A 13,961-nucleotide genomic window follows, 5' to 3' on the forward strand; every position below is an offset into this window, starting at 1 on the left:
TCTAACTTACGATAAAGGGCATTTTTTTGTAATCGTAAAAAACAGTAAGATTATGCCAAATGCACCTAAATGGGTGTTTGATGTTGCCGAACGTCTAATGCCAAAGTTACCCTTAATGGAAGTTACAAAAACTGAGTCCTTATCAGCAGAGGTAAAGAGAGTTCAGTTTAAAGGTGATTTTAACACGCTAAATATACAAGTTGGTTCTTATATGGATTTTCGCGTTAGTGATACTGAAGTGAGAAGATATACCATTTCTTATATTGATCACAAGAAAAGTATTATAGAATTTATAGTTCATATTCATGGTAAAGGTGCTGGAAGCCAATTTATGAATAATTTTCAAATAGGAAACATAGCCAATGTTAATCAAGCGAGAGCTCATAAATATTACGAAGAGTCGGTAGAAAAATATGTGATCTTTGGAGATGAAACTTCTTTAGGATTAGCCTGTTCATTTCTACCTGTTTTAAAACAAAATGGTCATCAATTCCAATACTATTTTGAGTTGGAAGATGCCAATAAAAATGTTCCCCAATTATTACAATTAGAAAACTTTACAGTGTTTCCTAAAAATGGATCATTCGAAAATGATAATTGGCTAAACTATTTACCTATTTTTCAAACACCAGATTGGCAAGAATATAAATTTATATTGACAGGAAATGTAAAATCTGCTAAAGCTTTTAGAAAGTTAATTAAGAAAAAATGTAATGCTAAAATTATTTTACATGGCTATTGGCTAGAAGGAAAAAAGGGATTGTAAAAAACTCAGTCTTGCTAAGAGAAAATAACTCTCGACATTATTTTTAACTATAGAGTAATGCTGCAATACACTTACAGTAACTACACTGTTAAGAATAATTCAATCTAGCTATAGATTAAGCTACTTTTGTTATTTTGCAGTTAAATTTAAAAGAAAGACAATTCTTAATTTTTAGAAGCAAAATATAGCACCGATGATATGCTGATTATTAATTGGAATTAGGTTAAGTTTCAATGTCAATCAAATGGGATGTAAGCAATTCGTGGTTTGATATAAAGGGCATGATCAAAATTTAGAATCGAATAAAAATGAATTTGGAATGCAATAGCCTTCCAAATTTTTTTTTCGCCTACTGGACTTTTAATGAAAGCGAGCAATTGACCTAGCAAATAAAAACAGATTGGATTTTCAACACGAGCGAAACAATTGAAATTTCTAAGAAAGTGTTTCTCAAAGAATGGAAAAAATTCATTAAAAAAGTAGAAACAAATCTGATTAATCAAGGATATGATCTATCAACGATGAGTTTCCATAGAGAACAATAAAAAGTAGCTGACAAAAGCTAAACTGCATTAACCAACCTTCGCTAATGCTAAGTCTGGAACAAATGCAGTTTAGCCAGAACCGTTACCTGTCAGTAGAGAAGATAGCCTATGATTTTAAACAAAGAATATCCGGCACCAAACCCTACCATGAGAAATCTCGTGGTTTCGCTATTATTTGGTGTTTTCATCGCCTTTTTCCTGATTTTTTTTGAACCCTTTGAGATTAACATATCCAGTGGCAAAAACACCATAGGTTCACTGCTTTTCTTTGGTGTAATATCCACTTTTGTTCTTTTCATTTTTTTGTATGTCTTACCGCTTTTTTTACCTGATTTTTTTTCTGACAAGCATTGGAAGGTAAAACATCAAATCATCTTTTGCTCTGTCATCTTGTTCATAATCGCCACATTAAATGGTATTTATACGAATTACATTAACTCTATGAGTTTTAGCTGGTCCAACTATTGGTGGATTATCAATAGAACTTTCGTTTTGGGCAGTATACCTTTCTCATTTTTCATATTGATCGATTATAAAAGAAGAGATGTAATTAACAAGGAATTGGCTCTTAATATGTTAAATGAAAAAACTGAAACTAAGCAGACACCAAAAATCGGTATACACTCAATCGTCACTGATTTAAAGAACGAGATATTTACCTTCGAAGATCGGGATTTTAGCTATGCAGTGGCTGAAGGGAACTATACAGATTTTTATTTTTCCGGCAAGGGTGAATTGAATAGTGTGACCTATAGAATCTCACTTAGCTCATTTGAAAAGCAGATAAATTCCTCCAACCTACAAAGATGTCATAGATCATACCTTGTCAATCTGGATAAGGTTATCAATATTTCTGGGAATGCTCAAGGGTTAAAACTGACACTCGATGATAATACTTCTGAAATACCCGTTTCTAGAAAATATATCTCGATGATTAAAGCCTCGCTTTTAAAGAAATTCTGATTTGTCAAAGCATGCCATCCATCACATTGCGAAGACATTTATACCATTTGCTTTGTAATTCAAAACATTGCTTTGACATTCAACCCACGGGCTGATTATTTATTAATGCGTCACTTATGTTTGAGTGATGAAGAAAAAAGCCCTTTTTATATTTTTAATCATAGGAGCAATATCTATGATCGTGATGTCTGTGCATTACTTTCTCGAAGATCAGTCAGGGATACTGAGAAAGAAAGAAGTAGCTTACAATTTATGGTACATGGTTGTTTTTAGAGCACATATACTATTTGGACTCATAGCAATAACCACAGGTCCTTTTCAATTTATTAGACGTATACGGGAAAGAAATAAGTTGACGCATATGCTTTTTGGATATTCATACTTCGTAAGTGTATTGATTAGTGGCTTATCTGGTATAGTGGTCGCGCCTTTTGCTATGGGAGGGTGGATTACATCAATAGGCTTTACTCTATTGGCTGGTTTATGGCTTTTTATAACCGGAATGTCAGTATTTGCCATTAAAAGCAAAGATTTCAATAAACACATGCGATGGTCATACCTAAGCTATTCACTCACTTTTGCCGCTATTACCCAAAGAACGTTACTGTTAATTCCTCTACTTACCAGCGTACGATTCATACTTATATATCAATTATCCGCCTGGCTCCCATGGATTTTAAACCTGCTGATCGCCTACTCAATATTTAATCGATCTGCAACTAAAATGAAAAATACACATGAATAAGTTACAAGCTTAAATGACATAGCACATACCTTTACCAAACTATTTGATACTGAAATGTAAAACCGATACTTTAGTAGATATTTACAAAAGCCAGAGGCGCGTGCTATAGCTGGTGTTAACTAGAAACCAATGATTCCGAAAGTCAGTAAATTCTACTATTATTTTTATTCAGAGAATCCTCACGCCCTAGTACAATTAATTGCTGAGGCAAATGAATATAACAACAATCCTTCTATGTCAGAATCTAGACTAAAAATAGTTCAAAAACATAGACTGTATTGCCAGCTATTAAACACTGTTAAATTTACAATTGAAAGTTATGGCTATATTAATTTTTTCGCAGAATACGATGATCTAGTAGGTGAGTTACCATCGCTCTGTTTACTGCTAAAAGAATTTGGACACTCAGATGTAGTAGGAGATATAAATCAAGCAAGTAAATTTTATCAAAAACACTTGAATCAATTTGGGCTTTTACGAAATACTTCTCTTAAAGATGATGAAAGAAATGCTATTTCTGAGAAACTAGATTCAAATTTTGACTCTTATTTTGACCTAAGCATACCTATGAAACATTTATCGAGACAAATAAAGAACAATCCTGATGATTTTTGCTTGGATGATAAAGGAAAGCCTTTTGAAAAGGAATTTACAGGACAGCTAGAAACCTATTATGCGAACAAAAATCTTCAAAAAAGATACTCTTTTCATAAAGGTAAAGTATATGGTGAGTGTTTTGAGTTTGACTTTGATGGTAAAAAACAGAGCTTATACTTTTATAAAAATGAATACACTAAAGACTTATTAAAGCAGTGGTTTAAAAATGGTAATTTGAAATATGAAAAGTACTCAGATGATGTATATAAATATTGGTATGAAAACGGACAAATCCATATTGAAAGGAATGGAGAGTTTTTTCAAAAATGGGATAAAAACGGAAAGAAAATAAAGTAATTAACGCATTGTAAAAATGCATTAAAAGTACTTTACATTAAACTTTGCACACCATACTGACAAAACACCGTAAAATGAAGCAGATTTTGACTTTATTAGTTCTTACAACCTTTCTTTTGAGTTGCTCCGAAAAAAATAGTAACCCCGAGTTAAAGCCATTACTAATTGAACAATTGAAAAACACTCATTTAGAACAAAATTGGTTTGTGCCAACAAAAATCGCTATTGATGAACTTTCGGCAGAACAATCTAATTGGAAAGACAGTACAGAAAACCACTCAATTGCTGAATTAGTATCACATTTAATCTTTTGGAGTGGAATGAATTTAAGGGCTTTTAAAGGAGAAGATATGACTGGCGTTGAAGTTGAGAACGAAATAACTTTTAAGAAATACACGAACAAGGAATGGAAAGGATTAACTATTAAATTGGACAGTATACAAACCGAATGGGAAAAATTGACTGAGAAAGCCACTGATAAACAATTAATTGAGTGGAGTACGGAAATTCTAAATATGACAGCACACAATGCATACCATACTGGCCAAATTATTTACATAAGAAAACGGAATGGTTGGTGGAATAAAAAATGAAAAAGGATGGTGTACAACACCGCATAACAATAATTGCGGCCCACATATGCATCAGCCGTTAGCAGTAATTCCTTCTATTTTGGGAAGAAATTGGTTTCCTAAACTAACGTTTAAGAAAGAGATATGTAGAAGATAAAATCATGAAATTTTAATAATAAATATTTCACAAAAGCTTTAGTCCAATTAGATTAATGTATCCCTCCATTAAACCAGCCTATTACATTAGAGGGTAATTGCTTTATTTAGTTGTAAAAGAATTTATGTATACTTCTAAAGAAATGTTTCCAGTAGTAGAAGACTGGTTGTCTAGTGGCTTGACTCAAAAAGCATATAGTCTACAACATAATTTACCACTTCATATCTTGCCCTACTGGGTATCTCGATATCGCAAGCGAAAGTCTGAGTCAACTCCAAAAGAAAAATCAGCAAAGTTTATTCCTGTAAATTATGAAAAGCCAATGCTTCAAGGCGTAGAAATAGAATTCCCCAATGGCATCATCCTCCGTTTTTCTCAAGCTGTATCTGCCAGTTATTTGCAACAAGTCTTGAAGCTATGTTCGGATTAAACTCCCAGCAACGCTTTTTTCTATGTGATCAACCGGCAGATATGCGTAAAGGTGCGGACGGCTAGTCTTTGATGGGCTAAGTGGATTAGTAGAAAACTACATGGGACAAAAAATCTATTCAGGAGATGCTTTTATATTCTTGGGAAAACAGCTTGATCGACTGAAGATTCTAGTTTGGGAACCCAGTGGTTTTATTCTCTATTATAAACGGCTTGAGTCTGGTGGCCGGCACCCGGAACATTTAATTTACCCACAAGTAAATCTTCTTCTATTTACCTGAGTTATAGTGAATTTTCTTTACTACTTGATGGCTTGGAAGTGGCAGTTACAAGACGCAGAAAACGCTATGAAAAACCACTAGAATAGTTGTGGAAATCATTGTCTAAATGGCTGCTGAGTGCTATTTTAGAAGCATGGCAGATCAAGATAGCAGCACTCAAATATTAGCGCTTCAACAAGAAAATGCTTTACTAAAGCAAGAGTTAGCAGACAAACAACAACTCTTGGAGCAGGTTGAATCACTTAAAGCTGAGCTATCAGAATTGAAGCGTTTGATCTACGGTAGTAAACGAGAAAGGTTTATCCCTAGTGATACCAATAGTAAGCAGCTCACTTTGCCATTAGATGAAAATGTTCCTGCTGAAACACCTACCAAAGTCAAACAAACCATTAGTTATCAAAGGGCTACTGCTGTCGAAAAGCAGCCACAAGGATCATCTCGCCAGCCATTACCAGCACACTTACCTCGCAAAGAGGTAGTGTTAGAGCCTGAAGTGGATACCACTCACATGCGTAAGATCGGAGAAGAAATTACTGAGGAGCTAGACATGACACCAGCTAAGGTATTTGTTCGTCGTTACATCAGGCCACGTTATGTGAGTAAAGAAGAAGAATTTTATATAGCCAACCTACCAGCGAGACCAATTGAAATCGTTCCACGACGGAGGTATCCCAGGACCTGGATTATTAGCCCATATTCTGGTGGATAAATTTTGCCATCACTTGCAGTGCGCCATCTACCTTTTTACAGACAACAAAAAAGGTTTAACCAGTTAGGGATAAAGATTGCTCCTAGTACTTTAGGTAACTGGTTAAAGCCAGCTTGCCAGTTACTAGACCCTTTATATGAGGCATTGAGGTTTGAGGTATTGAATAATAATTACCTGCAAGTTGATGAAAGCCCAATTAAGGTGTTAGATGATACCAAAAAAGGAAAGACTCACCGAGGTTACTACTGGCAGGCACTCCTGTGGGTGTACTATTCTCCAGAGCAACAGGTTGTTTTGTTTGATTACCAAAAAGGCAGATCTAGATAAGGTCCAGTCAATACGCTACAAGGTTATGAAGGCTATATCCAAACAGATGGGTACAAAGTCTATGATCAACTCCTTGAAGAAGAAGGGATGAACATCATCCTTGTTGGATGCATGGCACACGTACGTCGCTACTTCGAGAAAGCTTTGGATAACGATGAATCCAGAGCCAAACATGCCTTGCTATTATTCCAGCAATTGTATGCTGTTGAACGTGAAGCAAGAGACAACGAGCTAGATGCCTTGCAACGATATGAACTTAGGCAAGAAAAATCTCGTCCAATCATGGATTTGTTGGGACAATGGATCGTGGATGAGTACCCTAAAGTATTGCCGAAATCTAGCATAGGTAAAGCCATGCATTATCTGGCAGAAAGGTATAATAAGCTGTATGTATATCTCAATGATGGTAGACTTGAGCTTGATAATAATTTAGTTGAAAACAATATCAGGCCAATTGCTATCGGCCGGAAAAACTATTTGTTTGCTGGGTCACATGAAGCAACACAAAGAGCAGCTATAATGTACAGCATATTAGGCAGTTGTAAATTACATCAAATCAATCCATACGAGTATCTGCAAGATATATTTGAGAGACTTCCAGAGCATCCCATCAACAAAATAAATGAGTTGCTACCACAAAACTGGAAAACCACGAGCTAATAAATACTCTTATTTTTAACAATAGCTACTTGGTGGGGTGGATACTTTGAAATACCCTCAATATTAAGAATAGATTATACAATCTTGTAATTAGTTCATACATTTAACCTTCTCCCCTCACCAACAACCATTCTGTATTATCTTCAAAATTAATTTCATCTTGTAGGTTAAAACCGGCTTTTTTATAGAAGCCGATTAGTGAGTCATCTTCAATGGTAAGGAATAATCCTTTGGAAGCATTTAATGCTATTAGTTCATTTAGCCATTTTATGCCAATTCCCTTACCTCGATACTGATCTGAAATATAAAAATATGCGATGTACCCATAGCCATCGTCAAACCAAGTCTTAAGCTTGGATAAAGCAGGAGCATCATAATACTTTGTATCAGGTGATAATGTACTAAAAAGAATTCCTCCTCCAATAATTTTTTCATTGTATTTTACCACATATATAGAGGAATTCTTTTCATAGTGAGACCATACGGGGGCAATATCAATAGACCATTCATCTGGTAAAATATCAAAGAATAGTTTTGGACTACCTTCAAGTCTGGTGAAAATCACTTCTCCTAGAGCAGATTCCATGTCCAAAGTCTATCAAAATCTGAAGCCCAACGATCTCCAATATCTGTTCGATAGTAGCTATTGTTTACCAAAACATTGCTCACCCTGTTATACATGAGTTTTTGAGCTTCTTTCATGGTTTGGGCTGTTCCTGTTACCACCATTACAATTCCAGAATCGCCAGTGATAAGCCACTCTCCATTGATCAATTTAAGATGCATAGGATGTAACCCTTGTTTCATCTCCTTTTTCAAAACCACAACAGCATCTTTCGAAAACATCTTAAATGTCTTTTTATCTTCGTATGGAAAAGGCGGTACCACCATATAAACACCAATTTGGAAACCCTTTCTAGTGGCAATTTTGAAGCTTTGCCCACTCGCGATTTTGAAAAGCATATTTCCTATGGGTTCTGCAATACCTGCACGCTGTATCTGAATCTGTGGAAAGCCAAATCGTGAAGTAAATTCTAAAGGATAGATTCCGCTGCCATTAACAATGCTATTAATATCAATGTGACCTGTGAAATTATCTTTTGCTAGCTGTTTCTCAAATTTCTTAAGAGTAGCTTCAAAGATGGGGTTTTCATCTGTCCAAAACATACTTGTACCCATCTCACCAGTACTAACACCGAGCTCTTTTGGGAATAGTTTCTTATGCTCAAAAGTGATATTAATTGGTTTGATAAATTCTTTTCCATTGAAAAAAGCAGCAACAGATACTTCAACACCTGTTACCTTTTTTTGAAGTAAGAAATGCCCAAGCTCATTACCCCAAGTTTTTTGATAAGCCTTTAATACTCGAATAACATCTCCTCCATCTTCTTCCTGACCAACATATAGCAATTGCTTGTAATCTTGCATTTCTTGGCTAGGTTTAATTACATATTTGGAAGGATTTTGTTTCACAAATTGAATAGCATCATCAGTAGTAAAGAATTCGCGATAGCCAAGAATTTTAATTTTAAGATTCCTCATCTCTTCCTGACCAAAGTTTCTATCCATTTCAAGTCGATCGGTGTATTCAGTACCACCAATTACCAGTTTTCCCTGTGCTTTTAATTCAGTTGCAACTTTGCTATACCCAACATAATCAAAAATGATAATATCAGCCCAATCAACATGCTTTTCCCATTTCCGAACTTTTGGCACAAAACCATAGCCAATTTCACGGGCGGGAGGATAATCTATGTACATTTTAACCTTATTCCCTTCTTGCTGTATAGCATAAACCAAATCAAGAATTTCTCCCCATTTAGAAATAAATAGAAAATTCATATGTGTTGATCGCAAATAGTGTAAAATGATATTTCTTTAACCATTTCTAATAAATTTCTCTTTTGTAATCGGCTTTTCTTTAAGCCCCTTTTTTATAGCGATATGGGAAATTACGATAGTTGTAGTATGATTCAACCTCATCAATTGCCCTTAAAATGGCTTTGTTGATTGGATGAAACTCCTGACTTAACTTAAAATCAATCTGAACAAGCTGCTGAAAATAATTGGAATAATTTGGGATTAATTCAATTTTCTCTGGCTGATCAAGTCTGGTAACTTCTTCGGGGTAACTGCCTTTAATTAACTTACAGGTAGATAGCTTTTTTTGCCCATGCTTATTTCTAATAGATGCATAACCAAAAAGCCTACATACTAAAGCTCTATATTGATATTGTGAGCATTTTCCAGTTATGTAATTGCTATTAGGCACTACCGACAATGCATTAAACAGATGGCAAATGGAAAAACCAGATTGAAGAATCTGTTCTTTGTATTGTGTGGTTTCTTTTCTTAGAAATAAATCGAAAGCTAAAGGCAAAAACTCCAAAACAGATGCCTCTATATTGGGTTTTGTACAACATTGGCCACACGAAGCCAAACAATAAATACCTGTATTTTTTTGCAATTGGGTTACTTCACTCTCAAGCTTCTCAAATACCTTTTGTATCCGCTTAACCTTAAGCACAATTGACATATTCCTAGCAACCAACCATTATTTTTGGGTTAAATGTGGTGCAAAATAATCAAAAAACTCTGATTAAATCAAAATGATTTTCTAGAATTATTACTAAAAAATTAATTAATAATTTAATGTATTAATTCATCTAAACAGGATGGCTACTTCTCTAAATTTTTTTGGTTTTTATCGTATTATAGCTAATACCAAAAATGTATTTTCAACTTGAGAAGTTTGGGGATTTGTAAAAAAAAAATGGATTTTATATTTTTAGTTCATATAAAATCCATTTGACTATTTCAATGTTATTTTTTTAGATTATTGAACCTATACACTCCTTCTAAATCAGAACTAGAATTAATACTAATACCTAGATCTCTTATAAGCCCATCTTTTAGACTATAAACCCAACTATGAATGTATGGAAACTCACCAGACTCCCACTCTTCTTGAATAAATGATACTTTGGCTAAATTTCTAGCTTGTTCTAGCACATTTAATTCAACAAACTTGTCGAAACGCTTTTCTTCGTCTTCAATACCATCAAGTTCCATTTCATGTTTACGATACACATCTTTGATATGCAATAACCAGTTGTCTAGAAACCCATATCTTTCATTGCTCATAGCTGCCTTTACGCCACCGCATCCGTAGTGACCACATACTATAATATGTTTCACTTTTAAAACTTTAACAGCATAATATACTACACTTAACAAATTGGAATCTGTATGAACTACTAAGTTAGCAATATTACGTTGCACAAAAATAGACCCTGGTAAGGCATTAGTAATTTCAGTAGCAGGCACACGACTGTCTGAACAACCTATCCACAAAAATTTAGGCGATTGACTTGTAGCAAGTTTATTAAAAAAATCAGGGTTATGTCTTAATGTATTTCTAACCCATGTTACATTGCCATTAATTAAATCTTTGATAGTTTCAGCCATATTTTCTAGATGTTAAACCTTATATATTTAAAATAAATAATTCTAAAACTTTATTAATATCCAAAATAATGAATTCTCTTTCATATCTAATAATATTTCTCAGATTTTCTCTTATTAAAAAATCATTCTACTATACCTGATACTCCTGTGCAAGATATTAGGTAATGTAAATACATTTTGCCATAGGTCACACCACAAACTGCAAGTACATCTTTCCATATTCAATCAGTATAAAAGTGGTTTTATTTCTTAGCTGGTTTAAACAGTTTTTTGGCAAGCATCACTATAAGTAATACAACTGCACCGATAATGAGTCCGGCAAGAAATTCGAATAATATTCCCGGTATATGAATGCTTTCTTCAAGATGATGCATAAAAGGCAGGTTGTGCACAAATATACCTCCGGCAACCAACATAAGTGCAATGGTTCCTATTACTGATAAACTCTTAATAACCTTTGGTAAAGCTCTTACTAGAAATATTCCTATTTTATCAGAAATTGTATTTTCCTCTTCGTTAAGGTTGATAAGAGTAGTACCAAATTCATCCATACGTACAATCAAAGCTACTACGCCATAAACTCCAACAGTAGCTAGTAATGCGATGAGTGTAACAACAGGTATCTGTATTTTTAGGGGCTCCTCAGCTACTGGACCTAATGCAATAATGATAATTTCTACAGATAGAATAAAATCAGTAACTATGGCTGATTTCACTTTTTCTTTTTCTAGTGCCATTAGTTGTTCCTCAGAAAGTGCTTTGTTTTTTTGTAGTTTCGTTTCGTGGGAATGTGGAAAGAAAAACTCATATACTTTCTCGGCACCTTCATAAGCCAAGTATAGCCCACCAATTGTTAGTATTATCGTAATGACTGAAGGGACAAAGGTACTGAGTAAAAAAGCAATGGGTAGAATAATTAATTTATTGAGCAGCGAACCTTTGGTAATGGACCAAAGCACCGGCAACTCTCTTGAAGACATAAAGCCTGAAGCTTTTTCGGCATTTACTGCTAAATCATCTCCTAAAATACCTGCGGTTTTCTTTCCCGCAATTTTGCCCATAGTAGCCACATCATCCATCAGTGAAGCGATATCGTCTAAGAGCACAAAAAAACCTGAAGCCATATATTAGTTTACTTTTTTTGCAGGCAAAGTAAATAATTTTAAAGCTTAAAAGTAAGATTTTGAAGCGAAACACAAGATTATTTGATAGAAACCACTTTAACCTCTCTGCACATATGCTATTTATAAAATAAAAGTAATTTCCTTTTAAAAGCGAGAATAGAAACCATTTAAGTTTCTCAGAAGTTTTTATATTTCTGTATATAGTACAATTTGGAATCGTTGTGAGTCACACCAGATTTCACTAGCTTCGTAAGATATATAGCTTGATAATAAACGATTGTACAATAACTGATAAAGTAAAGTACAATATGAGAAATAATGTAACTAACTAAGACTAATATAAATTGAACTCTGTACAAAAACTGGGTTTCTCAGAAAACGCTAAATTATTAATAATACATGCAGACGATGCAGGTCTTTCTCATTCTGAAAATATGGCTACTATACAGTCATTAGAGGAAGGATTCGTAAACTCATATAGCATCATGGTACCATGCCCGTGGTTTTATGAAATGGCAGTATATGCAAAAAACAACCCTAAATTCGATTATGGTATACATTTGACTCTTACTTGCGAATGGGAAAATTACAAATTCGGCCCAGTTTCACCTGTTTCTGAAGTTCCTTCATTAGTCGATGAGAATGGATATTTTTATAAAAAAAGGGAACAGCTCAGAAAAAGTGCGACTCCAGAAGATGTAAAAAAAGAGCTTCAAGCGCAAGTTGAAAAAGCAATCAAATTCGGATTAAAACCAACTCATCTAGACTCACATATGTATAGCGTTGGATCGGATGCTAAATTTTTAAAAGTTTATAAAGAAATCGGTGAAAAATTTGACCTTCCTGTATTGATAAATAAACAATTAATGCAAATGGTCGGTCTAGATCCAGATATAAATATAAAAGAAGGCGAATTTGTAATTGACAATACCTATATCGGTGAATTCAAATATTTCGAAGATGGAAAACTGGGCGACTTTTATAAAGGGATTATTGAAAATTTAACTAGTGGCATAAACCTGATTTTAATCCACCCAGCATTTGATGATAGCGAGATGAAAGGAGTTACAATAAACCACCCGAATTTTGGGTCTCAATGGAGACAAATAGATTTTGATTTTTTTACAAGCGAAATAAACAAAGCTAAGCTAAAAGAGAATAATATTGAATTAGTTACATGGGGTGATTTGAACAAAATTAGGAAAGGTAAATAAGCCCTAGATTTATTCAGAATTTAGTTATTCTCAGTTCTTTAAAATTTAATTAGTGATTGTTGTGGTGTTTCTGTTTCAGTATGAGATAAATGTTAATTCTGAAGATCATCTACAGGAATACCATATTTCGCCCATAATTCTTCGCTATTTGGCGCATACCAAGAACGTCTGAAATAATCTTCTTCCCATTCAATTTTAAAAGTTAGGGTTTCCGTATTAAAACCACCATTAAGTAGCTGCTGAGATCGGTCTGTTAGCTTCCTAAAAGCTTTCCCGATTTGCTCCCAATAGATTTCTTTAAGATTAACCGAAGCCTCTTTCAATGATAAATCGATGTTGTTTTTGATGGTTGATGACTCTATCCCATAAAAATTCTTGTTACTTAGTTGAGATTTTAGTTTGTCATTAGTAATAGGCTTTTGAAACCACTTCTTAAACTCATTATTCCTTAACATCACTTTTAACTTTTGGAATCTCTCGAGATCAGCTACCATCAATTTATCCACAAAGACTCCTCTAAGTTTCATCATAAATCCATCGAAAACTATAGGATCATTCAAATCTGATGAGTTAATGAGAGTTTCTTTTCGTTTAGCAAGTGCTTTTTCCCGATTTGAACTTGTAAGAAAATCTTCAGGACTAAAAAATGCTTCTCTTTTAGATTGTTTTTCTCTAAAATGACATTGTATTGGTTAGATAATCGAGACAATCTCTTATGCCAAAACTCCAAATTAACAGGTTTGTCAAAAAGAGTGGGATCGATGATTAAAGTTTCTGTATTTGATGCATCATTTACTTCTACAGCTGCTGCAACGTGATAATTCCAAGCAGTAAATTCGGTGCCAGCTTCGTTTAAATAAACCAAAAAAGAATCTGAAGGAGACAAAGGACGAATCCAGATTTTATTCACTTTAAAGCCTTTTTGAAATGTCAATTCTGCTACAAGGTCTGCTTGGGCTTCACATCCTGTGTTGTTTGCTTTCCAAAAAAGCTTGGGATGCTTTAGAACAACATCAAAGAATATTTCTGCATCTTTTTTTGTCATTG

The 13,961-nt window shown here is 34.2% G+C and carries 16 protein-coding genes and 2 pseudogenes; 10 read left to right on the top strand and 8 right to left on the bottom strand.

Annotated features, from left to right (window positions below; all coding sequences use genetic code 11):
• The first annotated feature begins 52 nt into the window (after positions 1-52).
• The gene (locus OQ292_RS22160; RefSeq protein ID WP_284686134.1) at positions 53-766 is read left to right on the top strand and encodes an FAD-binding oxidoreductase; all 714 of its coding nucleotides are present in this window, start codon (positions 53-55) and stop codon (positions 764-766) included.
• Positions 767-1,400: 634 nt separating this feature from the next.
• Here OQ292_RS22160 and OQ292_RS22165 read toward each other — a convergent pair.
• The gene (locus OQ292_RS22165) at positions 1,401-1,658 is read right to left on the bottom strand and encodes a hypothetical protein (RefSeq protein WP_284686135.1); all 258 of its coding nucleotides are present in this window, start codon (positions 1,656-1,658) and stop codon (positions 1,401-1,403) included.
• 94 nt (positions 1,659-1,752) lie between these two features.
• On the opposite strand from OQ292_RS22165, the gene OQ292_RS22170 reads away from it, so the two are divergent.
• From OQ292_RS22170 to tnpC, 8 genes and pseudogenes are all read left to right on the top strand, one after another.
• Entirely contained in the window at positions 1,753-2,274 is a 522-nt protein-coding gene (locus tag OQ292_RS22170) for a LytR/AlgR family response regulator transcription factor (RefSeq protein WP_284686136.1), read from the top strand.
• Positions 2,275-2,449: 175 nt separating this feature from the next.
• The gene (locus OQ292_RS22175; RefSeq protein ID WP_284686137.1) at positions 2,450-3,019 is read left to right on the top strand and encodes a DUF2306 domain-containing protein; all 570 of its coding nucleotides are present in this window, start codon (positions 2,450-2,452) and stop codon (positions 3,017-3,019) included.
• Positions 3,020-3,148: 129 nt separating this feature from the next.
• A complete protein-coding gene (locus OQ292_RS22180; RefSeq protein WP_284686138.1) occupies positions 3,149-3,973 on the top strand; it encodes a toxin-antitoxin system YwqK family antitoxin in 825 nt (274 codons plus the stop codon).
• Positions 3,974-4,047: 74 nt separating this feature from the next.
• Positions 4,048-4,566, top strand: a complete 519-nt coding sequence (locus tag OQ292_RS22185; protein ID WP_284686139.1) for a DinB family protein — start codon at positions 4,048-4,050, stop codon at positions 4,564-4,566.
• Between the two features lie 260 nt (positions 4,567-4,826).
• Positions 4,827-5,132 (top strand): IS66 family insertion sequence element accessory protein TnpA, encoded by a 306-nt coding sequence (gene tnpA, locus OQ292_RS22190; protein WP_284686114.1) that lies wholly within the window; start codon positions 4,827-4,829, stop codon positions 5,130-5,132.
• 70 nt (positions 5,133-5,202) lie between these two features.
• Positions 5,203-5,412 (top strand): annotated as a pseudogene (gene tnpB / locus OQ292_RS41140) (IS66 family insertion sequence element accessory protein TnpB); the annotation flags it as partial.
• Between the two features lie 133 nt (positions 5,413-5,545).
• Positions 5,546-6,121, top strand: coding sequence for an IS66 family transposase (locus OQ292_RS22195; protein WP_284686113.1), 576 nt, complete (start codon positions 5,546-5,548; stop codon positions 6,119-6,121).
• Positions 6,122-6,139: 18 nt separating this feature from the next.
• Positions 6,140-7,108 (top strand): annotated as a pseudogene (gene tnpC, locus OQ292_RS22200) (IS66 family transposase).
• Between the two features lie 103 nt (positions 7,109-7,211).
• Here tnpC and OQ292_RS22205 read toward each other — a convergent pair.
• The 5 genes from OQ292_RS22205 to OQ292_RS22225 all read right to left on the bottom strand — a co-directional run bounded on the left by OQ292_RS22205 (position 7,212) and on the right by OQ292_RS22225 (position 11,700).
• Complete coding sequence (locus OQ292_RS22205) at positions 7,212-7,694, bottom strand: GNAT family N-acetyltransferase (RefSeq protein ID WP_284686140.1); 483 nt, start codon at positions 7,692-7,694, stop codon at positions 7,212-7,214.
• A complete protein-coding gene (locus OQ292_RS22210; protein ID WP_284686141.1) occupies positions 7,679-8,950 on the bottom strand; it encodes a hypothetical protein in 1,272 nt (423 codons plus the stop codon). The genes OQ292_RS22205 and OQ292_RS22210 overlap by 16 nt, the downstream gene beginning before the upstream one ends.
• Before the next feature lie 79 nt (positions 8,951-9,029).
• Positions 9,030-9,644: a YkgJ family cysteine cluster protein gene (locus tag OQ292_RS22215; protein ID WP_284686142.1), complete on the bottom strand. Its 615-nt coding sequence runs from the start codon at positions 9,642-9,644 to the stop codon at positions 9,030-9,032.
• A 287-nt stretch (positions 9,645-9,931) separates the two neighbouring features.
• On the bottom strand, positions 9,932-10,576 hold the full coding sequence (gene can, locus OQ292_RS22220) for a carbonate dehydratase (protein WP_284686143.1): 645 nt from the start codon (positions 10,574-10,576) through the stop codon (positions 9,932-9,934).
• Positions 10,577-10,818: 242 nt separating this feature from the next.
• Positions 10,819-11,700 (bottom strand): DUF808 domain-containing protein, encoded by an 882-nt coding sequence (locus OQ292_RS22225; RefSeq protein ID WP_284686144.1) that lies wholly within the window; start codon positions 11,698-11,700, stop codon positions 10,819-10,821.
• Between the two features lie 344 nt (positions 11,701-12,044).
• Between OQ292_RS22225 and OQ292_RS22230 the strand changes: the two genes are divergently transcribed.
• The gene (locus OQ292_RS22230) at positions 12,045-12,914 is read left to right on the top strand and encodes a polysaccharide deacetylase family protein (protein ID WP_284686145.1); all 870 of its coding nucleotides are present in this window, start codon (positions 12,045-12,047) and stop codon (positions 12,912-12,914) included.
• Positions 12,915-13,006: 92 nt separating this feature from the next.
• Here the strand turns inward: OQ292_RS22230 and OQ292_RS22235 are convergent, their stop codons facing one another.
• Together OQ292_RS22235 and OQ292_RS22240 are read right to left on the bottom strand one after the other, a co-directional pair.
• Positions 13,007-13,474 (bottom strand): hypothetical protein, encoded by a 468-nt coding sequence (locus tag OQ292_RS22235; RefSeq protein ID WP_284686146.1) that lies wholly within the window; start codon positions 13,472-13,474, stop codon positions 13,007-13,009.
• Positions 13,471-13,959 (bottom strand): protein-glutamine glutaminase family protein, encoded by a 489-nt coding sequence (locus OQ292_RS22240; protein ID WP_284686147.1) that lies wholly within the window; start codon positions 13,957-13,959, stop codon positions 13,471-13,473. The genes OQ292_RS22235 and OQ292_RS22240 overlap by 4 nt, the downstream gene beginning before the upstream one ends.
• Between the last annotated feature and the right edge of the window lie 2 nt (positions 13,960-13,961).

It is taken from the genome of Chondrinema litorale, from assembly GCF_026250525.1.
GTDB classification, from domain to species: domain Bacteria; phylum Bacteroidota; class Bacteroidia; order Cytophagales; family Flammeovirgaceae; genus Chondrinema; species Chondrinema litorale.